A 25,228-nucleotide genomic window follows, 5' to 3' on the forward strand; every position below is an offset into this window, starting at 1 on the left:
ACAGCACAGCAGGGCGGCCTTGCGGAGCCGGCGGGCGGCGGATCCGCAAGGCTGCCCGAACAGGCGCGTGGCTACGGCCGGTTGAGGGTGATGGAGTTGATCGGCGTGAGGTTGGCGTAGACGCCCCGGCCCGCACCGATCGGGTCGCCGCAGCCCACCCCGTTGGCACCCGTGCACAGGCTCGCGGTGGCGCCGCCGTACTGGTTGTTGAGGACCCAGTGGTTGCCGTACTGGTTGCTCAGGTTGTGGGCCCCGTAGCGGGTGAAGACGTGGGTCGGCTTGACGGCCGGGTTCTGGTTCTCCGGGTATATGCAGACCGACCCGTACGGGCAGCCCGCCCACTCGTCGGCGGGCTTGGCGTCGGCCGCGCCGCCCAGGGCCAGGACGGCCGCGGCGGCGGTGGCGAAGGCGGCGGCACTGCGGAGCATGGTGCGCATCGTGTTCCCCCATGGGATTGCATTCGTACTGATTGCCGACTGCTGACGGGATCAGCCTGTCCGCGCTGCCGGGAGCGGTCGACGGGTTTCCCGTCGCCCGTCGCCGGCCCCGCCCGGGAAACCGTTCCCGGCCTGCGAGCCCGTACCGCCGTGGGCAACCCGGCCCGCGCGGTCACCGTCCGTCGTACGGCGGCCACGGTCCGCCGCCCGGTGGTGTCCTCGGCCTGCAGGGCGCGCAGAATTGAGGAGGCGGCCCGCGACCTGCCGTGCGGGCCCGGACAGCCACCCGCGCGGGCCGTGCGTGCACCGGGCGGGCCGTGCGCGGAAGGGGGCCAGGCGATGCCAGCGGCCGGGCCGGGGGGCGAGCCGGGGACCAGCCCGCTCCGCTCGGAACCGGGGGCGCTCCTGGAGGACGTGCCCGTGGCCGTCTTCGCCATCGATGCCGAGGAGCGGGTCTGCTACTGGGGCCCCGGAGCGCAGGTCCTCTTCGGACGCCCGGCCGAAGCCGTGCTGTCCCGGCCCGCCGCGGACCTCTTCCCGCCGCCCGCCCCGGGGGAGCCGGGCAGCGCGGCCCGGCTCGCCGAGCGTGCCCACGCCCTCGGGTACTGGCGGGTACGGATGTCGGCGCTGCACGGGGACGGCACCGTCTTCGACTGCGGGTTCCGGGTCTTCCCGCTGACAGGCCCGACGGGATCCACCGTCGTCCTCGGGCTGGCGGCCCGTGGCGAGGACCTCGACCGGGTGAAGACCAACCTCGTCTTCCTCGACACCCTCTTCAAGACCTGCCCGATCGGCCTGGTCATGCTCGACGAGGACCTCCGCTACGTCCACCTCAACCAGGCCCTGGCCGACATGGACGGCATTTCCCTCGCCGACCACCTCGGGCGCCCCGTCGACGACATCATGATCACGTCGGACGGCGGCGAGTACCAGCGGATGCTGCGGTCCGTCGCCCGCGGCGGCCTCACCGTCGTCGGTGCCCTCGTCGGACTGCGCACACCGGGCCGCCCGGACCTCGACCAGGTCCGCTCGGTCAGCTTCTTCCCGCTGAGCGGCGCCGGCGACACCCGGCGCGGCCTCGGCGGCCTCATGGTCGACGTCACGGACCGGGAACGGGCCATCCTCGAGGCCAGTGCCGCCCGGCAGCGCCTCGCCCTCCTCGACCGGGCCGCGGCCCGCATCGGCACCACCCTCGACCTCGACGTCACCGCGCACGAACTGGTGCAGGCGGCCGTGCCGGACTTCGGGGACGGCTGCGTCGTGGAACTCGTGGAATGGATGGACGAGACCGAGGACTTTGACCCGCTGCTGCCGCTCATCACCCGGCGGATCGCCTCGGGCACCGTCCTCGACGCCCCCGCCGCCGACGAACTCCTCGGCGGCTTGGAGCGGATCGTCTACCCGCCCGGCTCCAGCATCCACGAGATGCTGAGCACCGGCCGCCCCCTGTCCGTCCCGGTCGACGCCGAGTTCTTGGCCCGGACCGTCACCGACGCGCAGCGCGCCCGGCTGCTGCTGGACAGCGGCTTCGCCGACATCCTCATCGCACCGCTCATCGCCCGCGGCACCGTGCAGGGCCTCGCCATCTTCGGCCGGTCCGCCCGCCGCCCGGCCTTCGCCACGGAAGACCTCCGCCTCGCCGGCGAACTCGCCTCCCGCGCCGCCCTCTGCCTGGACAACGCCCGCCTGTACGGCCGGATCCAGGACATCGCGCTCACCCTCCAGCGCGCCCTGCTGCCCAGCGCCGCGGCCGCCGGCCCGTACGTCGACATCGCCCACCGCTACCTGCCGGGCAGCCGCGTCACCGAGGTGGGCGGCGACTGGTACGACGCCATCGCCCTGCCCGGCGGCCGGGTCGCCCTCGTCGTCGGCGACGTCATGGGGCACGGGGTCCTCGCCGCCGCGTCCATGGGCCGGCTGCGGATCACCGCCAAGACCCTGGCCCGGCACACCTCCGACGACCCGGCGGCCCTCCTCGCCGAACTCGACGACTGCGCCCAGGAGGCGGGCATCGAATGGGCGACCTGCCTGTACCTCGACTACGACCCGCACACCGGCAGCGCACGCATCGCCAACGCCGGCCACCTGCCGCCCCTGCTCCGCACACCGGACGGCACCGTCCGCACCCTCGGCGAGGACCTCGGCATCCCGCTGGGGGTGGGCGGCGTGGCCTACCGCTCGATCACGGTCGACCTCCCCGAGGGCGCCGTCCTCGCCCTCTACACCGACGGCCTCGTCGAAGCCCGCGGCCAGGACATCGACACCGGCGTCGACACCCTCCGCAGCCGGCTCGCCGCCCCCGTCGACTCCCTGGAGGAGTCCGCGGACCGCATCCTCGCCGAACTCCTCCCCGACGCCGCCGCCACGGACGACACGGTCCTCATCCTGGCCCGCGTCCGGCGGGAGCCCCCACCGGGCCACAACACGCCGCAGTAGCCGCGACGGCCCGGCCCGGGCCGCCGCCGCAGGCGTCAGACGGCTGCCGCCCCCGCGATCAGCACGTGCACGGCCGCCCACACCCTTTCACCCGCCACGAGTCTTCGGTCCCGGGCGGCCACCGGCCGGACAATGTCGGGGACCTGCCGCCTACAGGTGCCGCCGCCAACCCCTGGCAGGCGAATGGGGTTTGGCGCCTCCGCCCCGTTCAGGTGAATGCGGGTGGATTGTCGGAGCCGCCGTCTACCCTCGGGACAGAGTGGGCCCCAGAGGGAGGAAGCCATGGCCGTGATGCAGCACGAGACCACGATCGCGGAAGCAGCCGATCGTCTTTCCCCGCAATGGCACGTACCGCCTCCGCCGGACCTTCAAGCGGGGTGAGTCCGTCCCCGTCCCGGAGTACGTCGGCGTGTCCCTGGAGCTTCCGGTCGACCTGCTCCTCGACGGGGATCCGGACTGATTCCCCCGGTCAGTTGTCGTCGCGCTGCTGGTGCCCCGCGGCGAGGAGGGCCACCGCGCGGTCGAGGCGGATCCGGCGGGCCTCCGGGGTGAGGGCCTGGAGGACCGGGAGGATCGCCAGGTAGCGGCCGGTCCGGTCCAGCGCCTCGAACGCCGCCCGGGCATCGGGGTGTTCGGCCAGGGCCGCGGTGACGTCCGGCGGCACCGTCGCGGACTTCTGCGAGGCGTAGGCACCCGCCCACCGCCCGTCCTCCTGCGCCTTCCGCACCTCCGCCAGGCCGGGTTCGCGCATCCGGCCGAGGGCCGTCAGCTCCGCGACCTTCTCCACGTTCACCTGCGACCACAGGCTCCGCGGCCTGCGCGGTACGTACTTCTGCAGGTAGTACTGCCCGTCGAGGGAACGGCGTTGGCCGGAGATCCAGCCGTAGCACAGTCCGACGTCGACCAGTTCGCCGTCGGTGACCGAGGGGATGCCGGACTTCTTCTTGGCGACCTTGACCCACACCCCCTCCTGCCGCCCGTAATGCCCGGCCAGCCAGTCCTCGAACGCCTCGCCGTCGGTGAAGGCGACGACTTCCACACCGTCCAACTCGTCCATGCCGCCCAGGCTAACGCCGGGACGGCGACCGGGCGGAACCGGATTCCTGCCTCCCGCGTCTTCGTCCGGGACGGGAGAGGAGCCGGGCCGGAACCATGGCGCAGTGGAAGTACGGGCGGCCGCGGGGGGCCGTGGCCTGCGGGCTGGGGGCCGTGGCCGGCGGTCTGCTGGTGTTCCACCGCGCCCTGCCGGATCTGCCCGGCCGGCCCGCAGGGCTGCTGGAGACCTTCCTGCCCTGGCTCGGCCTGGCCGTCCCCGCCCTCCTCGGCTGGGCCCTGCTGCGCCGGCCGGCCCCGGCCGCGTACGCCGCCCTGCTGCCCGCGGCGGCCTGGCTCTGGCTCTTCGGCGGCTTCCTGCTCCCCGGCCCGGACCCGGACGGCGCCCCCGACCTGGTCGCCGTCCAGCACAACGTCAGCGACGAGAACCCCGACCCGGCCGGCACCGCGCGGGCGTTGGCCGCGACCGGGGCCGACCTGATCGCCCTCGAGGAGCTGACCCCTGCCGCGCTGCCGGCCTACGCGGCCGCCCTGGCCCCGCAGTACCCGTACCACGCGGCCGTCGGCACCGTCGGGCTCTGGTCGCGGCATCCGCTCGCCGACGCACGGCCGGTGGACATCCGGCCGACGGGCCTGGGGGAGGACTGGAACCGCGGGCTGCGCGCGACCGCCCGGACACCGCGCGGGGAGGCGGCGGTGTACGTGGTGCACCTGCCCTCGCTCCGCCTCGGCGTGCGCGGCTTCGGCTCCGCCCGCCGCGACGAGAGCGCGGTGCTGCTCGGCCGGGCGCTGGCCGCCGAGCCGCTGGACCGGGTGGTCCTGCTCGGCGACCTCAACAGCTCGGTCGACGACCGCGGGCTGGCCCCGGTCACCGCACGCGTGACCCGGCCCGCCCGGGACTTCGCCTTCAGCTGGCCTGCCGCGCTGCCCGTGGCCCGGATCGACCAGGTCCTGACCCGCTCCGCAGCCGTCGTACGGGTCCGGACCCTGCCCGCGACCGGAAGCGACCACCTGCCGGTCGCGGCCGACATCAGGTTCTGACGCCGACCCGCGCCGCGGCGGCGCGCGCGAGCACGAGGTCCGCGAAGCGGCCCGGCCCCTCCGCCTCGTGGTCCATGAACAGGTTCGGCTCCACCGGCTCGAGCTCCACCACCACGGGCGCCCCGTCGTCGGCGTACGCGATGTCGACCCGCGCGTACAGCAGTTCCTCCCGCTCCGGTACGGCGGCCAGCGCCGCCTGCGCCAGCGCGAGTTCGGCGGCCGACGGCCGGTGCGGCCGCAGGTTCGGGTGGGGGACCCGCTCGTTGTCGACGACCCCGGTCTCGGTCAGCACCGGGTCCTTGCGTATCGCATGGCTGAACGCGCCGCCCAGGAACACCAGCGCCCGCTCGCCCTCGTCGATCCGGGACAGGTACGGCTGCACCATCACCGTGGCCCCGGCGCCGTGCAGCGCGGCCACGTGCCCCGCCGCCAGGTCGCGCTGCGCCTCCGTGTACCGGGCGGTGCCGTATGCGCCCGCCGACACGGAGGGCTTCACGACGAACTCGCCGCCGTCCGGCAGGACCGCCTCCTCGCCCGGCGCGACGAACCGGGTCGGGACGACGGGGACACCGCGTTCGGCGAGGTCCCGCAGGTAGACCTTGGCGGTGTTCCACCGCACGACCCCGGCCGGATTGTCCGGCCGCGCCACGGCCTGGACGGCATCGGCCCACGCCAGGAACTCCGGCTGCCGCAGGGGGTGGTCCCAGGTGGACCTGATCACCACGGTGTCACCCCCCGACCAGTCGAACTCCTCGTCGTCCCAGGCTGCGCGCCGCGTTGCGCCCCCGGCGCGGCCGCATCAGGCTGAGCGGCCTCGGGCGGGCCGCGCGACGGGCTTTCCGCTCAGCCGGCGCCGCCCGTTGCGTGAGCGGTGCGGCGGCGCAGGAGGGCGCGCGGGACCGCGGCGGAGACGGCCCCCGGCACGCCCGAGGCCGGCCAGTACGACAGCGGCCCCCGGCGCGGGATGCGCCGGGGGCCGGGGAAGCGGCCCGCTACGGGGACGGCGGGGGCGAGGACCCTTCGGTCGAGGACCCTTCGGTGGAGGAACCGCCGGTGTGCCGGGTGCGCACCCACAGGGGGAGGGCGAACCAGCACAGGAGGTACCAGAACAGGACCCCGGCGACGATCCAGGGCACCGCGGTGTCGTCCGTGGACACGCGCAGGATCAGGAACAGGGAGGCGACGAGCGTGGCCAGCAGCAGCACGATGCCGACCATCGTGAGCCGGGAGGCCCACTCCACCGCCTGCGGTTTGATCCGCCGCCCCGAGACGATGCGGTGCAGGGAAACGGGCCCGACCAGCGCGCCGGTGGACAGCGAACCGAGGACGACCGTGATGGTGTAGATCGTCCGGTCCGTTCGGGACAGCTGCTGGAAGTGTGGGGTGAACGCCACCGTCAGCAGGAAGCCGAACAGGATCTGGACGCCCGTCTGGACGACCCGGATCTCCTGTACGAGCTCCTGCCAGCGCCGGTCGGCCCGCTCCTCCGGGGTTTCGTCCCGGCCGCGTTCGGCGCGGTCGGTGTCAGCCTTCAAGGGTGTCCTTCATCTTCTCCTTGGCCTCGCGGACGTCGCCCTTGATCCGTTCCTCGCGGCCCTCGGTGGTCAGGCGCTTGTCGTCCATGACGCGGCCGGCGGCCTCCTTGGCCTTGCCCTTGAGCTGCTCGGCCTTGGCCTTGGACTTCTCCTTGCGGGACATGGTCACTCCCCTTCGACGGGAAACGGTGGACATGCATGCGTCTGACCCGCGGTGCGGGCCGCAAACGCTCCGGGCGGAATTTCCGGGCCGGGCCCGTCAGGGCTTCGCGGTCTCCCCGCCCATGACGTCGCGGAAGGCGGTCATGCAGGGCACGCAGTGCGCATCGGTCTCGGTGTATCCGGCAGGAAGGAGGGGGCGGCCGCACAGGGTGGCGGAGCGGTCGCGGGCGACGACGTGCCAGACCGGGTCCTGCCCGGTGGCCGCCTCGCCGAGGTGCATTTCGTACATGAGACTTCCCCGTGTGCTCGACAGCTCGTGCATCCACCACACCAGGGCCCGGCCCGGACGGCCCGACGAGTGGGCCGTCCGGGTGACGCCGGGGCACCGCACGCCACGCCGGGGCATACGAAAACACCCCGGGCCGAATTGGCGTCCGGGGTTTTCATTCGCGTATATTGAAGATTTCACGCCTCCCGATGAGGGCAGGCGTGAAGAAGCTTTACGATGACACTGTATCGGGTCGGGAGTGGAATTGTCAACCGAGGAATTCCGTAAAGAGCAGCAATTCATCGACGCGCTCTACGCGCGCCTCGATGACCTGCGCGATCAGGCCGAACGCGCCGTGCACGGCGCACTGGCGGCCGGCGCGGGAAACGGCGCGCAGGCACGCCTGGAACGCGACATCCTGGTCGCCGAGCAATCCGGGCTGCTTTCCGCGCTGAACTCGGGCGAGAGCGGCCTCTGCTTCGGCCGGCTGGAGTTCTCCGACGGGCAGGACCACCACATCGGCCGCATCGGAATCCGCCGCGACGACGCCGAGCGCACCCCCCTCGTGCTCGACTGGCGGGCCGACGTGGCGCGCCCGTTCTACCTCGCCACCGGCCACCACCCCATGGGCCTGCGCCGGCGTCGGCACATCACCACCCAGGGCCGCCGCGTCACCGCCCTGCACGACGAGATCCTCGACCTCACCGACACCGAGCGCACCGGACACGAGGGCGCCGACGCGGACGCCGTGCTGCTCGCCGCGCTCGACGCCGCCCGCACCGGCCGCATGCACGACATCGTCGAGACCATCCAGGCCGAGCAGGACCGGATCATCCGCTCCCCGCACCGCGGCGTGCTCGTGGTCGAGGGCGGCCCGGGCACCGGCAAGACGGCGGTCGCCCTGCACCGGGCCGCCTACCTGCTCTACGCGTACCGCGAACTGCTCGCCAAGCGCGGCGTGCTGATCGTCGGCCCGAACCCGGCGTTCCTCGGCTACATCGGCGAGGTCCTCCCGGCCCTCGGCGAGACCGGCGTCCTGCTCGCCACGATGGGCGAGCTGTTCCCCGGCATCCGCGCGACGGGCACCGACCGGCCCGGCGCGGCGGCGGTCAAGGGCCACGCGAAGATGGCCGGGGTCCTGGCCCGGGTCGTACAGGACCGGCAGACCCTGCCGGAGACCGTGCCCGCCGGCGCCGGCGAGGACAGCGCCGTGGTGCCCGAGCCGGCCCTGGAGATCGACCACGACGAGTACGGGACGCTGCTGCTGGACCGGACCATGGCGTACGAGGCCCGGGACCGGGCGCGCGCCACCGGGCTGCCGCACAACCTGGCCCGCCCCTACTTCGCGTTCTCCGTCATCGACGCGCTCACCGGGCAGCTCGCCGACCGGCTCGGCGCGGACCCGTTCGGCGGCCCCAACCTGCTGGGCCCGGACGACATCGCGCAGCTCGGCAAGGAGATCGCGACGAGCAGCGAGGTGCACGCCGCGATCGACACCCTGTGGCCGCCGCTGACCCCGCGCCGGCTGGTCGCGGAGTTCCTCGAGGACCCCACCCATCTGCCGGATGACGAAGCCGAGCTGATCCGCCGTACGGCGTCCGCGGCCGGCGACTGGACGCCCGCCGACATCCCGCTGCTCGACGAGGCCGCCGAACTCCTCGGCATCGACGACAGCGCGCAGCGCGCCGCCGAGGAGCGTGCGCGGCAGGAGCGCATCGCGTACGCGCAGGGCGTGCTCGACCTGTCCGCCGGATCGGAGTCGTACGAATTCGAGGACATGGAGAACGAGTTCCTCGCCGCGCACGACATCATCGACGCCGAGCGGATGGCCGAGCGCCACGAGGAGGCCGACCACCGCAGCACGGCCGAGCGGGCCGCCGCCGACCGCACCTGGGCCTTCGGGCACGTGATCGTCGACGAGGCGCAGGAGCTGTCGGCCATGGCCTGGCGCCTGCTGATGCGGCGCTGCCCGACCCGTTCCATGACGCTGGTCGGCGACCCGGCCCAGACGGCCGACGAGGCCGGCTGCGGCTCCTGGGGCCAGGTCCTGGACCCGTACGTCGGCGACCGGTGGGAGCTCGTCCGGCTCGGCGTCAACTACCGTACGCCCGCCGAGATCATGGACGTCGCCGCCGCCGTGCTGCGGGCCCGCCACCCCGGGTTCGAACCGCCGCGGTCGGTGCGGTCCACCGGCCGGCATCCCTGGGTGCGGGCCGCGGACGACCTGTCCGCCGCGGTGGCCGACGCCGTGCGCCGCGGCATTCCCGCGGAGGGCCGGCTCGCGGTGATCGCGCCGCGGGTGCTGCACGAGCCGCTGGGCGCGGTGCTGCCGGGCGTGCGCGCGGGCGCGGAGCCCGATCTCACCCAGACCGTGGTCCTGTTGGAGCCGCGGCAGGCCAAGGGCCTGGAATTCGACTCGGTGATCGTCGTCGAGCCCGCGGACTTCGCCCCGAGCGACCTGTACGTGGCCCTGACCCGGGCCACCCAGAGCCTCGGCGTGGTGCACACCGGCCGCCTGCCCGACGGGCTGGAGGAAGCGGCGGCGGTGTAGCGGGCGAACGGGATACGTACCCGGTCAGGCCGCGACCGGCGCCGCCCCGAGCCGGTCGGCGCCACGTCGACGCGGCCGACTGCGCTGCGTCCGCCGGTCGCAGGGCCACCCGTCCGCCGGGCACGGAGACCGGCTCGTGTCCCTGCCGTCGCGCCGGTGATCACGGAATGCCATCGGCGCGACGGCGGCCGACCGCAGCGAACGCGCCACCGCCCGCTGCGGTGGACTGTCACCCCGCACCCCTCCTCCCGTACAGTCCGTGATGCCGCGCCGACGCTCCGTCAGGGGCCGCGGCCGGCAGGCGAACAGGAGGAGAACCGTGGCCACCGAAGCCGGCCTCGACCAGGGCCCGCTCCCGCGGGACTCCCGCCAGGGCCGTCCGGTCCCCGAACTGGATGCCACCCACGTGCGGCAGTGGCACGCGGAGGGCGGTGAACTCGTCGACCTGCTCGCCCTGGCGCGGGAACGGCTCGGCGGTATCGCCGCGGTGCGCCTCGGGCCGGCCGGGGGGACCCCGCCCACCGTGCTGGTCACCGACCCCGCGGCCGTCCGGCACGTGCTCGCCCTGCACCCCGACCGGTACGTCAAACGCTCCCACCGGGCCCGCCTGCTGATCGGCGACGGGGTCCTCGCCGCCACCGGCGAGGCCTGGAAGCGCCAACGCCGGCTGCTCCAGTCGCAGTTCACCGGCACCGGGATGCGCCGCTACGAGCAGCGGATCGAGCGGGCCGCCGACCGCGCCGCCGAGCGCTGGGCGCGGTACGCCGCCACCGGGCAGACCCTCGACGTCGGACAGGAGATGCGCCGCTTCGCCCTGGACACCATCTGGCGCGCCCTGACCGGGCACCCCCTCGACGCCCGGACCGAGCGCGAACTGAACGTCGTCGAGGCCCTGTCGGCAGCCCTGCCCACCCTGCCCGCCGACGGGGCCGACGCCCGGGACGCCGTCGCCGCGGACGTCGCCCGCATCGACGCGCTCGCCCGGTACGCCATCGACGCCGCCCGCACCGGGCCCGGCGGACCCGACGGCCCCGGCCTGCTGCACGTCCTGCTCGACGCCGCCGCCGAGCGGCCCGAGTACACCGACCGCCTGATCCGCGACGAGCTGGTCACCCTGCTCTTCGCCGGGCACGAGACCACCGCGACCACCCTGACCTGGCTGTACCTGCTGATCGACCGGAATCCCGAGGCTCGCGGGCAGGCCCTCGCGGCCGGCGGCGCGGGCTCCCCGGAGCGTCGGCAGGCCGTCCAGGCACTGGTCCACGAGACGCTGCGGCTCTACCCGTCCGCGTGGATGCTGCCCCGCCACGCAGCCGAGGACGACGTCCTGGCCGGGCATGCCGTCGCCGCCGGCACCGACCTCCTGGTGTGCCCGTACCTGACGCACCGCGACCCGGAGCTGTGGCCGGACCCGGAGCGCTTCGCCCCCCGGCGCTTCACCGAGCCCGGGGGCCGCCCGGCCGACCTGGGCGCCTACCTGCCCTTCGGGATGGGCCCGCGCGCCTGCCTCGGCCTGCAGTTCGCCCTGCGCGAGTCGACGGTCCTGCTGGAACGGCTGCTGCCCGCGTACACCGTCGCCTTCCGCTCCACCTCCACCCGGGCCGCGTACGGGATCACCGTCCGCCCGGACGGCCCCACCCCGGCGACCGTGACCGCCGTCGGCCCGCGCGACCCCGCGCCGGCGTCCTGAGCCGGCCGCGCGCCGCACCCGCTGCGCGCCCGCACCCCGCAACCGCCCCGCTGCATTGCGGAGTCGCGGCGGGGCGGGTCTTCCGTGAAGCACTGAATCAGTGCTTCAATTCTTCCCATGCCCTACCGCCGCCCCCCTGCCGTGCAGGCCCGCCTCGACGCCCGCCGCGACCGGGTCCTGGAAGCCGCCGTCCGCCTGCTCTCCCGGGAGGGGTACGGCGGCTGCTCCGTCGCCGCGATCGCAGCCGAGGCCGGCATCTCCACGGGCAGCGTCTACCAGTCCTTCTCCGGCAAGTCCGAGCTCGCCGCCGCCCTCTTCCGCACCCTGGTCGCGCGGGAGCTGGAGGCGGTCGCCGCCGCCGCGGACCGCCCCGGGACCGCCGCCCAACGGGTGGCCGCCGCGGTGGAGACCTTCGCCTCCCGGGCGCTCCAGGCGCCCCGGCGGGCCTTCGCCCTCCTCGCGGAGCCCGCCGACCCGGCCGTCGACACCGAACGCCTCGTCTTCCGGCGCGCGTTCCGCGACGTGTACGCCGAACGGATCGCCGCGGGCACCGCCGCCGGCGAACTGCCCCCGCAGAACCCCGAGCTGACCGCCGCCGCGCTGGTCGGCGCCATCGCCGAGGCGCTCGTCGGACCCCTCGCCGACGGCGACGCGGCCCCCGGCGACGTCATCCCCGGCCTGATCACCTTCACCCTGCGCGCCCTTGGAGGACACGATGCCGCAGACGCATGAGGTCACCAACCAGGTACCGCCGCACCACGGCTACGACGCGGCCGCCGACCCGGCCCTGCTGGCGGCCCTCGACCGCGAGGGAGCCGGCTGGGCCGCACCCGAGCTGCACGCGCTCGGCGTCCTCGCCGGCTCCGAACAGGCCGCGGACTGGGGGCGCCTGGCCAACGAGAACCCGCCCGTGCTGCACACCCACGACCGCTACGGCCACCGCATCGACGAGGTCGAGTTCCACCCGTACTGGCACGAGCTGATGCGCACCGCCGTCACCCACGGCCTGCACGCCGCCCCCTGGGCCGACGACCGGCCGGGCGCCCACGTCGCCCGCGCGGCGAAGTTCCTCGTCTGGGGCCAGGTCGAGGCGGGCCACACCTGCCCGGTCTCCATGACGTACGCGGCCGTCCCCGCCCTGCGCGCGGCGCCCGCACTGGCCGAGTGGCTGGAGCCCCTGCTCGCCTCCCGCACCTACGACTTCGGCCTGCGCCGACCCGACACCAAGGCCGGGCTGATCGCCGGCATGTCGATGACCGAGAAGCAGGGCGGATCGGACGTCCGCGCCAACACCACGACCGCCGTACCGGCCGGGGACGGCACGTACCGGCTGACCGGGCACAAGTGGTTCACCTCGGCGCCCATGTCGGACGTCTTCCTCACGCTGGCGCAGGCCCCGGGCGGACTGTCCTGCTTCCTGCTCCCGCGGGTGCTGCCCGACGGCAGCCGCAACCGCCTCCTGCTCCAGCGGCTCAAGGACAAGCTGGGCAACCGCTCCAACGCCTCCGCCGAGATCGAGTACGACGAGGCCTTCGGCTGGCTGGTGGGGGAGGAGGGCCGCGGGGTCGCCACCATCATCGAGATGGTCAACACGACCCGCCTCGACTGCGTCCTCGGCGGGGCGTCGGGCATGCGCCTCGGGGTGATCCGGGCGGTCCACCACGCCACCCACCGGCGGGCGTTCGGAAAGGCCCTGATCGACCAGCCGCTGATGCGCAACGTCCTCGCCGACCTGGCCCTCGAGTCCGAGGCCGCCACCGCCGTAGCCCTGCGGCTGGCCGGGGCCACGGACCGGGTCGCCCGCGGCGACGGGGACGAGGCGCTGCTGCGCCGGCTGGGGCTGGCCGTGACCAAGTACTGGGTGTGCAAGCGGGCCCCCGGGCACGCGGCCGAGGCCCTGGAATGCCTGGGCGGCAACGGCTACATCGAGGACTCGGGCATGCCCCGGCTCTACCGGGAGGCCCCCCTGTCGTCCATCTGGGAGGGCTCGGGGAATGTGGCCGCGCTGGACGGGCTGCGGGCCATGGCCCGGCAGCCGGAGACCGTGGAGGCGTTCTTCGCCGAGGTGGGACTGGCCGCGGGTGCCGACCGGCACCTGGACGCGGCGGTGGCCGGGCTGCACAAGCAGCTCGCCGACCCCGCCGAGGCCGAGTACCGGGCCCGGCGGCTGACCGAGACGATGGCCCTGGTGTTCCAGGCGGCGCTGCTCCAGCGGCACGCCCCGGCCGCGGTCGCCGACGCGTTCTGCGCGTCCCGGCTGGGCGGCGAGCACGGCGGGGCGTACGGCACCCTCCCGACGGGGGTGGACACCGAGGCCGTGCTCGCCCGGGCCCGCACCACGGCCGTCTGACACCGGGGCCGGTGCCGGGCCCGGCGGCGAAGGCACCGCGTACCGGGACTTCTTCGACGGCCTCATTCGACGGCCTCAAGGGCCGGCGACCGCGCGTCGGCGCACCCCGGTTCAAGCCGAAGCGGGACAACCGCCGCCGTCCGGTTCCGTCGTGCAACCGGCGCGCCGCCCGGGGACGTCTCCGCCCCCGACGGCAGACGGCCGCAGCGGCGACAGGGGGACGGACATGGCACGCGCGCGCACCCATGCGATGGCGGCCACCGCGGTGGCGGTGGCACTCGGGCTCTCGGCCTGCTCCCCGACCGAGGATCCGGCCGCCCCCGGCATCCCCGGGCCGTCCACGGCCTCCTCCGGCGCCCCGGGGCCCGCACCGATCGGCTCGCCGGGCGGCACCGGGCCCTCCGGCGCGCCCCGCCCCTCCGGCGCCCCCTCGGGCAGCCGGCCGCCGTCCGGGAACCCCGGCGCCGCACCCGCCCCCCGCACGGGGGTCCCCTGGAACCTGGACCGGATCGACCAGCGCACCCCGCCGCTCGACGGCACCTTCGCCGCGGGCGCCGACGGCAGCGGCGTACGCGTCTACGTGCTCGACACCGGCATGGAGGTCAAGCACGCGGAGTTCGGCGGCCGCGCCTCCCTCGGCGCCGACTTCGTCGGGGACCCCGACGCAGGCGACTGCCTCGACGGCGAGGGCCTGGGGCACGGCACGTTCGTGGCGGGCATCATCGGCGGCCGCACCTACGGCGTCGCCCCGCGCGCCGAACTCGTCCGCGTCCAGGCCATTGCGTGCGAGGAGGGCGGTTCGGCGCAGGCGAAGGACGCCGGCCCGGACGCCGAGGCCTCCGCGATCAAGGCGGTGGACTGGGTGGCCGAGCACGCCCGCCGCCCGGCCGTGGTCAACATGTCCCTCAACCTCGAGGGCCGTTCCGCCGCCCTCGACGCCGCCGTGGAGCGCCTGATCGCCTCGGGGATCCCCGTGGTCGTCTCGGCGGGCAACTTCGCCGACGACGCCTGCCGGCACTCCCCGGCCGGCGCGCGCGGCGCGCTCGTGGTCGCCGCGTCCACCGCCGGCGACCGCCACTGGCGGGACACCGATGCGTTCGGCTCCGGGCACGGTTCCTGCGTCGACCTGTACGCCCCCGGCGAGAAGATCACCTCCGCGCTGGCGGGCGCGGGCACCGTCACCAGCGACGCCATCGCCACCTCGTGGGCCGCCCCGCACGTGACCGGCGCGGTCGCCCTCCACCTCTCGGCGCACCCGGGCGCCACCCCGGCGCAGGTCCGCGCCTGGATCACGGAACGGGCCGCACGGGACGTCCTGACGGGAGTCCCGCCCCAGACCCCCAACCGGCTGCTCAACGCGGGCGGCCGGTAGCGGCCGGGCGGGCCGGCCCCCCGCTTCCGGCCCGCCCGGCGCCCTACTGCCTGCCCGCCCGCCCCTCTGCTGCCTGCCCCGCCCGCTTTGCTCCTTGCGCGGCCCGCCCGGCTACCCGCGCGGGTCGACCGGGGACAGCACGCCGAGCCGGTCCTCCACCGCCTGGGCCGCGTCCAGGCACAGGTCCTCGCGGAACGCCCGCCCGACGATCTGCACCCCGCACGGCAGCCCGTCGGCGTCCGTCCCGGTCGGCACGGCCACCGCGGGCACGCCCGCGAAGCTCGTCGCCGTGCACAGCCGCAGGCCCGACGCGACCCGCTCCCGGCCGGCCCGGTCCCGCGACTCCAGCCCCGGTTCGACCGGCGGCTCGGTGAACGACGGGCCGAGCAGCAGCGGCCACTCGTCGAGGAACTCCGCCCACGAGCGGCGGATGCCCATCCAGGTGCCCATCAGCCGCACCAGCCCGGCCGCGTCCACGGGAGCCGTCCGTTCCATCGCCATCTCGATGTAGCGGCTCCCCTCCGGGCCGAGCAGCGCCCGCACCGCGGGCCAGGACTGCGCGAACTCCGTCAGGGTGAGCCGGTCGTACGCCTCCAGTGACTCGTCCAGCCGCGGGACGTCCGCGACCTCGCGCACGTCGTACCCGGCGTCGCGCAGCGCGCCCGCCGCCGCCTCCACGGCCGCGCGCACCGCCGGGTGGACGCCGTGCCCGCCGGGGTCCGCCACCACCGCGACCTTCACCGGCCCCGGCAGCGGCTCGCCGCGTACGGGTACCGGCACCGCCCGCGGGTCGCGGGGATCGACCCCGGCCAAGACCTCGTACGCCAGCCGCAGATCGCGGACCCGGCGGGCCAGCGGGCCGTCGGTGACCAGCATCTGCGAGGCCGGTCCGGGGTCCTCGGGGCCGAGGACGCGGTGGTCCGCGGGGAACCGGCCGGCCGTCGGCTTGAGCGCCGCGACCCCGCAGAACTGGGCCGGGACGCGCAGCGAGCCGCCGGAGTCGTTGCCGAGCCCGAGCGCCGCCATGCCGGTGGCGACGGCCACCGCGTCGCCCCCGCTGGTACCGCCGGGGGTCCGGGCGGGGTCCCACGGGTTGGACGTGTTCCCGAACAGCTCGCTGCGCGTGTGCATCCCGGCCAGGACCAGCGTCGGCATGTTGGAGTGCCCGATCGGGACCGCCCCGGCCGCGCGCAGCCGTGCCACCGGAGGCGCGTCCGCGGGCGCCACCAGGTCCCGGAACCGTTTGAGCCCGAAGGTGGTCGGCACCCCCGCGACCGGGGTGGTCTCCTTCACCGTGAAGGGCACCCCCGCGAGCGGCCCCGGCTCCTCGCCTGCCGCGCGGCGCCGGTCGAGGCCGGCCGCGTCGGCGCGGGCCCGTTCCGCCATGAGCTGGGTGACCGCGTTCACCCTCGGGTTGACCTCGGCGATGCGCTCCAGGTGGCTGTCGACCAGCTCCACGGCCGAGACCTCCGCCCGGCGCACCGCCTCCGCCTGGTCCGCCGCCGACAGCTGCCACAGGGGTTCGCGCACGGCGCCCCCACCTCCCCGTCCTCGTTGTGATGCGCTTGCATCGAAACGATAGCCCAGGAACCGATGTGGGTGCATCGCATAAAGTTCGCTCCGGTCGGCCCACTCGGCCCACTCGGCCCACTCGGCCCACAGGGCCCACGACGGACAGGAGACGCGACATGCCCCGGCAGGTGGACCACGAAGGCCGGCGCCGCCTCATCGCCGAGGCCGTCTGCGCGCTCGCCGACGAAAGCGGCCTCGAGGGCGTCACCCTCCGCGACGTCGCCGACCGCGCCCAGGTGTCGATGGGCGCCGTCCAGCGGTGCTTCCGCACCAAGGAGGAGATGCTCCTCTTCGCCCTCGGCCACATCGGCGACCGCATCGGCGAGCGCGTACGGGCCCGCCTGGTCCGCAGCCCGGCCCAGTCCGCCGGCACCGCCCTGGGCCACGCGGCCACCGAACTCGCCCTGCTGCGCGGGGAACACCGCGCCGAGGCCCGGGTCTGGCTCGCCTTCCTCGCCCAGGCCGCCGTGAGCGAGCCGCTGGCCCGGGCGGTGAGGGCCAACTACGCGGCCCTCCAGGACGTGTTCACCCGCCTCGTCGCGGAAGCCGCCGGCGATGCCGCCGGGGGCGCCGACGACCGCTTGGACCCGGCCCGGGAGGCCCGTACCCTCCTCGCCCTCGCCGACGGACTCACCGCGCACGTCCTCATCGGCCACCTCACCGAAGACCAGGCGCAGGACGTCCTGCACACCCGTCTGGCCGCCCTGTGGGAGGGCGTCAACACGCCCTGAAAAGCCGACCTGTGTCCGGAAAAAACCGTTCGGCGCGGCGCGGCCACCGGCGACCCCGGATGGCTCTACTGTCTCCGCATGGCTGAGACGTTCGATCACAACCCGCAGGTATGGACCGCCGGCCGGCTGCGCGAGGTGCTGGCCGCACTGCCCGACGAAACCCCGATCCACGTCGGCGTCGCGGACGGCCCCGGCGACTTCGAGAGCTACGGCGAGTACGTGCTCGTGGACGCCGAACCGGTGGAGCTCGACATCGAGGGCGACGAGGACGGCACGGGCGGCGCGGGCGGCGCGGGCGAGCGCCGGGTGCAGTTCACGCTCTTCGCCGACGCCACGGCCGGCGTCTACCACCTCGACCTGGACTGACCGGCCGCCGGCCCGCCCCCGCTCGGGGCGGACGGGGCGGGCGCGGGGCGGGTACGGGGACCGGCCCCCGGCCGTCGCCGGGACGGTGCGGCGGACCCGGCGTAGCCTGGTCTGAACGCCGGAAACCGCCCCGTGAGCCAGGGAGGCGGCGCATGACCGATCCGCACGGGTTCCTCCGCACCCCCCGAAGCCCCGTCCCGGCCCGGCCCGCCGGCCGGCGGCTCGGCGACTGGCTGGAGGTCCACGCCGGGCAGGCGCTGCTGCCCCTGGTGTCCGCGCAGGCCAACCGGTGCATGGACTGCGGTGTCCCCTTCTGCCACGGCGGCTGCCCGCTCGGCAACCTCATACCCGAGTGGAACGCGTACGCCGCGCACGGCGACTGGCGGGCGGCCTCCGACCGGCTCCACGCGACCAACAACTTCCCCGAGTTCACCGGTCGGCTCTGCCCCGCCCCCTGCGAGGACGCCTGCGTCCTGTCGATCAACTCCGACCCGGTCACCATCAAGAACGTCGAGCAGACCATCGCCGATCAGGCCTGGGAGCACGGGTACACCGCCCCCGTCCCGCCCGCCCGGCCGACCGGGCGGACCGTCGCCGTCATCGGCTCGGGCCCGGCCGGGCTCGCCGCGGCCCAGCAGCTGACCCGGGCCGGGCACACCGTCGTCGTCCACGAGCGCGAGGACCGCATCGGCGGCCTGCTCCGCTACGGCATCCCCGCCTTCAAGATGGCGAAGGCGCACCTGGACCGCCGCATAGCGCAGATGTGCGACGAGGGCACCGTCTTCCGTACCGAGGCGGACGTCGGAGGCCGTGTCGACCCGGCCGAGCTGCGCAGACGGCACGACGCGGTCGTCGTCGCGGTCGGCGCCGGCGAGCGCCGCGAGCTCCCGGTACCGGGCCGCGGCCTGTACGGCATCCACCAGGCCATGGAGTACCTCACCGGCGCGAACCGGGTCCAGGAGGGCGACCTCGCGGCGGCCCCGATCAGTGCCGAGGGCCGGCACGTGGTGATCGTCGGCGGCGGGGACACGGGCTCGGACTGCCTGGGCACCGCCCTGCGGCAGGGCGCCCGCTCGGTGGTGCAGCTCGACATCAACCCGGAGCCCGGCCCCGGCCGGTCCGACACCGAGCCCTGGCCCGTGTACCCGAAGGCCTACCGGATCTCCCACGCGCACGAGGAGGCGCGCGACCGCGACGGGACCGACCCCAGGGTCTTCGCCCACGCCACGCTGCACTTCGTCGGGGACGCAGCGGGTCGGGTACGGGCCCTGCACCTCACCGCGGTGGAACCGGTCACCCGGCGGCCCGTCCCCGGGACCGAGCGGGTCATCGAGGCCGGACTGGTCCTGCTGGCGCTCGGCTTCTCCGGGCCCGAACGGTCCGCCGCCCTGGAGGAGCAGCTCGGCCTCACCCGGGACGCCCACGGCGGCTACGCCCGCACACCCGGCTTCGCGGCCCTCCCCCCGCCGGCCCCCGCCGGCGGCGGCAGCCCCGGCACCGCGGACGGGGTGTTCGTCGCCGGGGACGCCGGGCGCGGGCAGTCCCTGGTGGTGTGGGCCGTCGCGGAGGGCCGGGCGGCGGCCGCCGCCGTCGACCGCTACCTCACCGGCTCGACCTCCCTCCCCGCCCCCATACGCGCGCACGACCGCCCCCTGACGGCCTGACCGCCCCCCGGCGGTCTGACCGGCGGCGACAGCCTGACCGGAAGCGCGGGCCCCGCCCCCAAGGGGGGAGGCGTCACCGGACGGCCGGCGCGGACGGCACAATCGTGGGGTGACTGGTGAAGATCCGTTCCTGTGGTTGGAAGACGTCGAGGGCGAGGCCGCGCTGGGCTGGGTCGCCGAGCGGAACGCGGAGACCGCCGCCGCGCTCACCTCGGACCCCCGCTTCGAGGCTCTGCGCGGCGAACTGCGCGAGGTCCTCGACGACGCCGAGCGCATCCCCTACACCGTCCGCCGCGGGGCGTACCTGTACGACTTCTGGCGGGACGCCGATCGGCCGAAGGGCGTGTGGCGGCGCACCACGCTGGAGCAGTACCGCAAGGACGAGCCCGCCTGGGAGGTCCTCCTCGACGTCGACGCCCTCGCGGCGGCGGACGGCGAGGAGTGGGTGTGGGCCGGGGCCGCCGTCCGCTACCCGGACTACCGGCGCGCGCTGGTCATGCTCTCGAGGGACGGCTCCGACGCCGTCGTGGTCCGCGAATTCGACCTGGACGACCGCACGTTCGTCGAGGGCGGCTTCCGGGTCGACGAGGCGAAGACCCGGGTCGCCTGGATCGACGAGGACACCGTCTTCATCGGCCCCGACCTCGGCCCCGGCTCCCTGACGGCCTCCGGCTACCCCCGCACCGTCCGCCGCTGGCGCCGCGGCACCGCCCTCGAGGACGCCGAAATCGTCTTCGAGGCCGAGCACGCGGACGTCTCCGCCTCCGGCTGGTACGACGCCACGCCCGGCTTCGAGCGGGCCTTCGTCTCCCGCTCCACCGACTTCTTCCACCACGAGCTCCACCTGCTCGCCGACGGCGACCGGCTGGTCCGCATCGACGTACCGGCCGACGCCGGCGCGTACGCGTACCGGCAGTGGCTGGTCGTCACCCCGAAGAGCCCCTGGCTCGGCCACCCGGCCGGCTCGCTGCTCGTGTTCGACTTCGACGCCTTCCTCGCCGGCGACCGCACCGCGCACGCCCTGTTCACCCCCGACGAGCGCACCGCCCTGTCCGGCCACTGCTGGACCCGCCACCACCTGATCCTGGACACGCTGGCCGACGTCGCCACCCGGCTGGAGGTCCTCACCCCCGGCCCCGACGGCTGGAGCCGGCGTCCGCTCGCCGACGTGCCGCCGCTGTCCTCCGCGTGCATCACCGACACCGACCCGGACACCTCCGACGAGTTCTTCCTCGACGTGGACGGCTTCCTCCAGCCCTCCACCCTCACCCGCGGCCACATCGGCGGCGACACCGAGGTGCTCAAGCAGGCCCCTGCCCGCTTCGACACCGCCGGCCTGGCCGTACGGCAGCACTTCGCCACCTCCCGGGACGGCACCGCCGTGCCCTACTTCGTCGTCGGCCCCGCCGACCGCGACGGGCCGGGCCCTGCACTGCTCTACGGCTACGGCGGTTTCCGCGACCAGCAGACCCCCGGCTACAACGCCGTCACCGGCCGCGCCTGGCTCGCCCGCGGCGGCACCTTCGTCGTCGCGAACATCCGCGGCGGCGCCGAATACGGCCCCGCCTGGCACCAGGCCGCCCTGGGCGCCAACCGGGTCCGCGCCTTCGAGGACTTCGCCGCTGTCGCCGCCGACCTCACCGCCCGCGGCATCACCACCCCCGACCGGCTCGGCATCACCGGCGCCAGCAACGGCGGACTGCTCATGGGCGCCATGCTCGTCCGGTACCCCGAGCTGTTCGGCGCGGTCGTCGCCAAGGTCCCCCTCCTCGACATGCTGCGCTACCACCGGCTGCTCGCCGGCGCGTCCTGGGTCGCCGAGTACGGCGACCCCGACACCGAGGCCGACCGGCCCCACCTCGAGGACATGTCCCCGTACCACAACCTCGCCGCGGGGCGGCCGTACCCGCCGGTGCTGCTGATGACCTCCACCCGCGACGACCGGGTCCACCCCGGGCACGCCCGGAAGACCGCCGCCCGGCTGCGGGAGCTCGGCCACCGCGTCCTGTTCCACGAGAACACCGGCGGCGGCCACGGCGGCGCTTCCGACAACGAGCAGGCCTCCCACAACCAGGCCCTCGCCTACACCTTCCTCTGGCAGCACCTCGGCGGCAGCACCGCGTCCTGACCCGCCGAACGCGGAGTGCCCGGCCCTGTCGATGCCGGCCCCCGACCTGCGGCGCCTGCGGCAGGCGGCCGGGATCCGCCGGAGCGGACGGCACCGACAGAGCCGGCCGGTGCCCCTCGGGCGTGCAGCGGGCCCGCCGCCGGACCGGCAGGCACCCGCCGTGGGGGCTGATCGAAGGTAAAACGCCCCAACATCCCACCCATTGGTTGCTTCTGCCGGATTCGGTCCATATCGTCCTCAGGCGTTCGATGTTGACCGTCCCCTGCCCCGCGCGACCACCGGAGGTCCGTATGTCCAGCCGCAAGTTCCACCTGATCCTGGCGGCGGCAGCGCTGCTCTCCCTCGGATTCCCGGCGGTGGCCGCCGAAGCGGCCGACGAGGCGACCTGCTTCGGGCGGGCCGCGACGATCACCGGCTCCGGGACGATCAACGGAACGGAAGGCGACGACGTCATCGTCGGGTCGGCGGAGGTCGACACCATCGACGGCAAGGGCGGCGACGACGTGATCTGCGGCCTCGCCGGCAACGACTCGATCGCCGGCGGCCTCGGCAACGACCAGGTGGACGGCGGCGACGGCAACGACTTCGTACGCGGCGACCTGATCGGCACCAGGGTGAACGTGGACGGCGGCGGCAACGACGTCGTCCTCGGCGGCGCGGGCGACGACCGCGTCGGAGGCGACAGCATCTCCTTCGGCGGCAGTGCCACGGGCGGCGGCAACGACGTCGTCGAAGGCGGGGACGGCAACGACCACCTGGCCGGCGACAGCCGGGGCGGCGTCGACGCCTCCGGCGGCGGCAACGACATCATCGACGGCGGCGCCGGCGACGACAACATCACCGGCGACTCCTCCGCCGAGGACACGGCGACCGGCGAGGGCAACGACATCATCGCGGGCGGCGCGGGCACGGACGCGATCATCGGGGACAGCAACTCGGGGGACGCATCCCGCGGCCGCGGGGAGCCCGGCACCCCCTCCGTCCTGCGCCCGAAGCCCGCGGCCACCCCCGTGCCCGCCCCCTCGGCGGCGCCCGGCGACAGCGCGGCGGACGCGGCCACGGGCGGCAACGACGTCATGGACGGCGGGGACGCCGCCGACTCCTGCGACGGCAAGGGCGGCCACGACATCTCGCTCGCCTGCGAGACCACGGTCAACGTGCCCTAGCATGGCCGATAGTGGGCTCATCGTACTGGTTTGCTCCCTTGGTGGTGATCGGGAAGTATCCCTTCCGGGCTGATCGCGGCCCCGCCCGGCCGACCGGCCGGGCGTCGCCCCCTCTCCCCGGGATGCCCTGCCCATGGCCACCTTGTGCCGACCCGCCGTCGCCGTCCCCGAGCACGTCATCACCCTCGGCCAGACCCTCGCCCTGGCACGCAGCCTGCACGCGGACCACCCCCGGTTACCCCTCGCCTTACGCCTCATCGAGAACACCGGCGTACGCACCCGGCACCTGGTCCAGCCGATCGAGGAGGTCCTGCGCCACCCGGGGTTCGAGGACCGCAACCGGGTGTACGAGGCCGAGGCCAAGCGGCACGTCCCGCACGTGGTCCACCGGGCACTGGCCGAAGCCGAACTGACGGCACGGGACATCGACCTCATCGTCTACGTCTCGTGCACCGGCTTCATGATGCCGTCCCTCACCGCCTGGCTGATCAACCGGCTCGGCTTCCGGCCCGACACCCGGCAGCTGCCCATCGCCCAGCTCGGCTGCGCGGGCGGGGGCAGCGCCATCAACCGCGCGCACGACTTCTGCACGGCCTACCCCGGCGCCAACGCCCTCATCGTCGCCTGCGAGTTCTGCTCGCTCTGCTACCAGCCCGCCGACCTCGGCGTCGGAACCCTGCTGTCCAACGGCCTGTTCGGCGACGCGGTGGCCGCGGCCGTGGTCCGCGGCACCGGCGGCACCGGCATCCGGCTGGAGGCCAACGCCTCGCACCTCGTGCCCGGCACCGAGGGCTGGATCGCGTACAGCGTCCGCGCCACCGGATTCCACTTCCTGCTGGACAAGCGGGTGCCCGGCACCATGGAACCCCTCGCCCCCGTCCTCGCCGAACTCGCCGACCGCCACGGCTGGGACGCCTCCGACCTGGACTTCTACCTGGTTCATGCGGGCGGCCCGCGCATCCTGGACGACCTGGGCAGCTACCTCGGCGTGCCGCCGGACGCCTTCCGCTTCAGTCGGGCCACGCTCACCGAGTACGGGAACATCGCCAGCGTCGTCGTACTCGACGCCCTCGCCCGCTTCTTCGACGAAGGCGGGGCCGCCGAGCAGGCCAAGGGGATCATCGCCGGATTCGGTCCGGGCATCACCGCCGAGATGTCCCTCGGCCGCTGGACCGCCCCCGCCGGCAGCTCCCCCCGCGCCGGCGCGGGCGCCCGTACCGGCCGGGCCTGCGGCATCGGACGGCAGCGCGCGGCCCAGGCCGCCACCGCCCTCGCAGGCCCGGCCCGCTGACGCCCCGCCCCGCCCTGCGCTGCCCGGACCGCCGCCGACCGTCCGCCTGCCCGCCGCACCCGCCCGACACAGCCGAGGTTCCGCCATGCGCACCGCGCCGACGACCGAATCGCCGATCCACTTCTGGAGCCCGCCCGACCTTCCCGGCCTCGAGTTCGACCCCTTCCTCTCCCGGATGCTGCACGAGGAGCCCGTGAGCCGGATCCGGCTGCCCAACGGCGCGGGGCACGCCTGGCTCGTGACCCGCCACGCCGACGTCCGGCTCGTCTCCGCCGACCCCCGGTTCAGCCGGCGGGCCGTCCTCGGCCGGGACGTCACCCGGGTCACCCCGCACTTCATCCCGATGGACGGCGCGATCGGTGTCGCCGACCCGCCCGACCACACCCGCATGCGGAGGGTGGTTGCGGGCGCGTTCACCGCCCGCAGCATGCGCCGCCTGCGCGACCGCGCCCAGCAGCTCCTGGACGGACTGCTCGACGCGATGGAGCAGCACGGCCCCCCGGCCGACCTCGTGGCCCAGGTCACCCGGCCGTTCCCGCTGGCGATGGTCGGCGAGCTCATGGGCGTCCCCGCCGAGGACCGGGAGCCGATGGTGCAGTGGACCGACGCCATCCTCACCGCCGCGGCCGGCCGCACCGCGAGCGAGCAGGCCAAGGCCGCCATCGCCGCCCGCTTCGCCGCGCTGATCGGCGCCGCGCGCCGACCGCCCGCAGCCCGTCCGCCCGCAGCCCGGCCTTCCGCCGCCCGGCTGCCACGGCAGGCCCCGGTCGGCGGCGGGCCCCGCAGGGAGCAGCTGGTGGACGTCCTCGCCGACGGGGTCGACGCGGGCGCCATGGGCTTCGACGAGGCCGTCGGCCTCGCCGTGCTGGTCCAGATCGGCGGGACGCACGCCGTACGCAACAACAGCGCCAACATGGTCTACGCCCTCCTCACCCACCCCCACCACCTGGCCCGGCTGCGCGCCGAGCCCGCACTCGTCCCCCGGGCCGTCGACGAACTGCTGCGCTACATCCCGCACCGCAACGCGGTCGGCCTCGCCCGCATCGCCCTGGAGGACGTGGAGCTCGGCGGCGTGACCATTCCGGCGGGCGACGCCGTGTACGTCTCCTACCTGTCGGCCAACCGCGATCCGGAGGTGTTCGCCGACCCGGAGCGCCTCGACCTCGACCGCGAGAACGCCACGTCCCACCTCGCGTTCGCCCACGGGCCGCACTACTGCCCCGGCGCCACCCTCGCCCGCATGGAGTCCGAGGTCCTGCTCGCCACCCTGTGGGACCGCTTCCCCGGCCTGCGGCTCGCCGTACCCGAGGACGAGCTGCGCTGGCAGCGCGGGGCGCTGATCCGCGGGCCCGAGGAGCTCCCGGTCCGGTGGTGACGACCCGGCCCACGACGCAGGCGCAGGCGCAGGCGCAGGT

Annotated in this window: 21 protein-coding genes; 14 read left to right on the top strand and 7 right to left on the bottom strand. The window is 75.0% G+C overall.

Annotated elements, in window-relative coordinates:
* Positions 1-71: 71 nt before the first annotated feature.
* Positions 72-428, bottom strand: coding sequence for a hypothetical protein (locus AC068A_RS09605; RefSeq protein ID WP_478583090.1), 357 nt, complete (start codon positions 426-428; stop codon positions 72-74).
* 348 nt (positions 429-776) lie between these two features.
* Here AC068A_RS09605 and AC068A_RS09610 point away from each other — a divergent pair, with 348 nt between their 5' ends.
* Entirely contained in the window at positions 777-2,873 is a 2,097-nt protein-coding gene (locus AC068A_RS09610; protein WP_478583092.1) for a SpoIIE family protein phosphatase, read from the top strand.
* Between the two features lie 469 nt (positions 2,874-3,342).
* Here the strand turns inward: AC068A_RS09610 and AC068A_RS09615 are convergent, their stop codons facing one another.
* Positions 3,343-3,930: a YdeI/OmpD-associated family protein gene (locus AC068A_RS09615; protein WP_478583094.1), complete on the bottom strand. Its 588-nt coding sequence runs from the start codon at positions 3,928-3,930 to the stop codon at positions 3,343-3,345.
* A 95-nt stretch (positions 3,931-4,025) separates the two neighbouring features.
* Between AC068A_RS09615 and AC068A_RS09620 the strand changes: the two genes are divergently transcribed.
* A complete protein-coding gene (locus AC068A_RS09620) occupies positions 4,026-4,967 on the top strand; it encodes an endonuclease/exonuclease/phosphatase family protein (protein ID WP_478583096.1) in 942 nt (313 codons plus the stop codon).
* Here the strand turns inward: AC068A_RS09620 and AC068A_RS09625 are convergent.
* The 4 genes from AC068A_RS09625 to AC068A_RS09640 all read right to left on the bottom strand — a co-directional run bounded on the left by AC068A_RS09625 (position 4,957) and on the right by AC068A_RS09640 (position 6,953).
* Positions 4,957-5,691, bottom strand: coding sequence for an ATP-grasp domain-containing protein (locus AC068A_RS09625; protein ID WP_478583099.1), 735 nt, complete (start codon positions 5,689-5,691; stop codon positions 4,957-4,959). The genes AC068A_RS09620 and AC068A_RS09625 overlap by 11 nt on opposite strands.
* A gap of 268 nt (positions 5,692-5,959) precedes the next feature.
* Positions 5,960-6,502: a DUF6328 family protein gene (locus tag AC068A_RS09630; protein ID WP_478583100.1), complete on the bottom strand. Its 543-nt coding sequence runs from the start codon at positions 6,500-6,502 to the stop codon at positions 5,960-5,962.
* Positions 6,492-6,665 (bottom strand): CsbD family protein, encoded by a 174-nt coding sequence (locus AC068A_RS09635; protein WP_478583102.1) that lies wholly within the window; start codon positions 6,663-6,665, stop codon positions 6,492-6,494. Before AC068A_RS09635 ends, AC068A_RS09630 begins: the two co-directional genes overlap by 11 nt.
* 96 nt (positions 6,666-6,761) lie before the next feature.
* Positions 6,762-6,953: a hypothetical protein gene (locus AC068A_RS09640; RefSeq protein ID WP_385672318.1), complete on the bottom strand. Its 192-nt coding sequence runs from the start codon at positions 6,951-6,953 to the stop codon at positions 6,762-6,764.
* Positions 6,954-7,197: 244 nt separating this feature from the next.
* Between AC068A_RS09640 and AC068A_RS09645 the strand changes: the two genes are divergently transcribed.
* From AC068A_RS09645 to AC068A_RS09665, 5 genes are all read left to right on the top strand, one after another.
* Positions 7,198-9,483, top strand: a complete 2,286-nt coding sequence (locus AC068A_RS09645) for a HelD family protein (protein WP_478583105.1) — start codon at positions 7,198-7,200, stop codon at positions 9,481-9,483.
* 319 nt (positions 9,484-9,802) lie between these two features.
* Positions 9,803-11,173: a cytochrome P450 gene (locus AC068A_RS09650; protein WP_478583106.1), complete on the top strand. Its 1,371-nt coding sequence runs from the start codon at positions 9,803-9,805 to the stop codon at positions 11,171-11,173.
* Between the two features lie 117 nt (positions 11,174-11,290).
* Positions 11,291-11,905 (top strand): TetR/AcrR family transcriptional regulator, encoded by a 615-nt coding sequence (locus AC068A_RS09655; protein WP_478583109.1) that lies wholly within the window; start codon positions 11,291-11,293, stop codon positions 11,903-11,905.
* Positions 11,889-13,523: an isovaleryl-CoA dehydrogenase gene (locus AC068A_RS09660; RefSeq protein ID WP_478583111.1), complete on the top strand. Its 1,635-nt coding sequence runs from the start codon at positions 11,889-11,891 to the stop codon at positions 13,521-13,523. The genes AC068A_RS09655 and AC068A_RS09660 overlap by 17 nt, the downstream gene beginning before the upstream one ends.
* 226 nt (positions 13,524-13,749) lie before the next feature.
* Positions 13,750-14,895, top strand: coding sequence for a S8 family peptidase (locus AC068A_RS09665; protein ID WP_478583113.1), 1,146 nt, complete (start codon positions 13,750-13,752; stop codon positions 14,893-14,895).
* A 111-nt stretch (positions 14,896-15,006) separates the two neighbouring features.
* Here the strand turns inward: AC068A_RS09665 and AC068A_RS09670 are convergent, their stop codons facing one another.
* The gene (locus tag AC068A_RS09670) at positions 15,007-16,425 is read right to left on the bottom strand and encodes an amidase (protein WP_478583116.1); all 1,419 of its coding nucleotides are present in this window, start codon (positions 16,423-16,425) and stop codon (positions 15,007-15,009) included.
* Positions 16,426-16,583: 158 nt separating this feature from the next.
* Between AC068A_RS09670 and AC068A_RS09675 the strand changes: the two genes are divergently transcribed.
* The 7 genes from AC068A_RS09675 (at position 16,584) to AC068A_RS09705 (ending at position 25,188) form a co-directional block, all read left to right on the top strand.
* Positions 16,584-17,198: a TetR/AcrR family transcriptional regulator gene (locus AC068A_RS09675; RefSeq protein WP_478583119.1), complete on the top strand. Its 615-nt coding sequence runs from the start codon at positions 16,584-16,586 to the stop codon at positions 17,196-17,198.
* Between the two features lie 78 nt (positions 17,199-17,276).
* Positions 17,277-17,564, top strand: a complete 288-nt coding sequence (locus AC068A_RS09680) for a DUF6225 family protein (protein ID WP_478583121.1) — start codon at positions 17,277-17,279, stop codon at positions 17,562-17,564.
* Between the two features lie 152 nt (positions 17,565-17,716).
* Positions 17,717-19,228 (top strand): glutamate synthase subunit beta, encoded by a 1,512-nt coding sequence (locus AC068A_RS09685; protein WP_478583123.1) that lies wholly within the window; start codon positions 17,717-17,719, stop codon positions 19,226-19,228.
* 109 nt (positions 19,229-19,337) lie between these two features.
* Positions 19,338-21,356 (top strand): prolyl oligopeptidase family serine peptidase, encoded by a 2,019-nt coding sequence (locus tag AC068A_RS09690; protein ID WP_478583125.1) that lies wholly within the window; start codon positions 19,338-19,340, stop codon positions 21,354-21,356.
* A gap of 290 nt (positions 21,357-21,646) precedes the next feature.
* Positions 21,647-22,522, top strand: coding sequence for a calcium-binding protein (locus AC068A_RS09695; RefSeq protein ID WP_478583127.1), 876 nt, complete (start codon positions 21,647-21,649; stop codon positions 22,520-22,522).
* A 133-nt stretch (positions 22,523-22,655) separates the two neighbouring features.
* Positions 22,656-23,813: a type III polyketide synthase gene (locus AC068A_RS09700; protein ID WP_478583129.1), complete on the top strand. Its 1,158-nt coding sequence runs from the start codon at positions 22,656-22,658 to the stop codon at positions 23,811-23,813.
* Positions 23,814-23,898: 85 nt separating this feature from the next.
* Positions 23,899-25,188 carry a cytochrome P450 gene (locus tag AC068A_RS09705; RefSeq protein WP_478583131.1) on the top strand — a complete coding sequence of 430 codons (1,290 nt, stop codon included), beginning with the start codon at positions 23,899-23,901 and terminating at the stop codon, positions 25,186-25,188.
* The last annotated feature ends 40 nt before the right edge of the window (positions 25,189-25,228 follow it).

This window comes from Streptomyces sp. NPDC043854 (assembly GCF_056436005.1).

Excerpts from the sequence above, each read along its gene's own strand:
- AC068A_RS09680 (WP_478583121.1), top strand. The coding sequence starts at position 17,277 with ATGGCTGAGACGTTCGATCACAACCCGCAGGTATGGACCGCCGGCCGG.
- AC068A_RS09665 (WP_478583113.1), top strand. The coding sequence starts at position 13,750 with ATGGCACGCGCGCGCACCCATGCGATGGCGGCCACCGCGGTGGCGGTG.
- AC068A_RS09605 (WP_478583090.1), bottom strand. The coding sequence starts at position 428 with ATGCTCCGCAGTGCCGCCGCCTTCGCCACCGCCGCCGCGGCCGTCCTG.
- AC068A_RS09615 (WP_478583094.1), bottom strand. The coding sequence starts at position 3,930 with ATGGACGAGTTGGACGGTGTGGAAGTCGTCGCCTTCACCGACGGCGAG.
- AC068A_RS09610 (WP_478583092.1), top strand. The coding sequence starts at position 777 with ATGCCAGCGGCCGGGCCGGGGGGCGAGCCGGGGACCAGCCCGCTCCGC.
- AC068A_RS09705 (WP_478583131.1), top strand. The coding sequence starts at position 23,899 with ATGCGCACCGCGCCGACGACCGAATCGCCGATCCACTTCTGGAGCCCG.
- AC068A_RS09640 (WP_385672318.1), bottom strand. The coding sequence starts at position 6,953 with ATGTACGAAATGCACCTCGGCGAGGCGGCCACCGGGCAGGACCCGGTC.
- AC068A_RS09655 (WP_478583109.1), top strand. The coding sequence starts at position 11,291 with ATGCCCTACCGCCGCCCCCCTGCCGTGCAGGCCCGCCTCGACGCCCGC.
- AC068A_RS09675 (WP_478583119.1), top strand. The coding sequence starts at position 16,584 with ATGCCCCGGCAGGTGGACCACGAAGGCCGGCGCCGCCTCATCGCCGAG.
- AC068A_RS09700 (WP_478583129.1), top strand. The coding sequence starts at position 22,656 with ATGGCCACCTTGTGCCGACCCGCCGTCGCCGTCCCCGAGCACGTCATC.
- AC068A_RS09685 (WP_478583123.1), top strand. The coding sequence starts at position 17,717 with ATGACCGATCCGCACGGGTTCCTCCGCACCCCCCGAAGCCCCGTCCCG.
- AC068A_RS09620 (WP_478583096.1), top strand. The coding sequence starts at position 4,026 with ATGGCGCAGTGGAAGTACGGGCGGCCGCGGGGGGCCGTGGCCTGCGGG.
- AC068A_RS09695 (WP_478583127.1), top strand. The coding sequence starts at position 21,647 with ATGTCCAGCCGCAAGTTCCACCTGATCCTGGCGGCGGCAGCGCTGCTC.
- AC068A_RS09660 (WP_478583111.1), top strand. The coding sequence starts at position 11,889 with ATGCCGCAGACGCATGAGGTCACCAACCAGGTACCGCCGCACCACGGC.
- AC068A_RS09635 (WP_478583102.1), bottom strand. The coding sequence starts at position 6,665 with ATGTCCCGCAAGGAGAAGTCCAAGGCCAAGGCCGAGCAGCTCAAGGGC.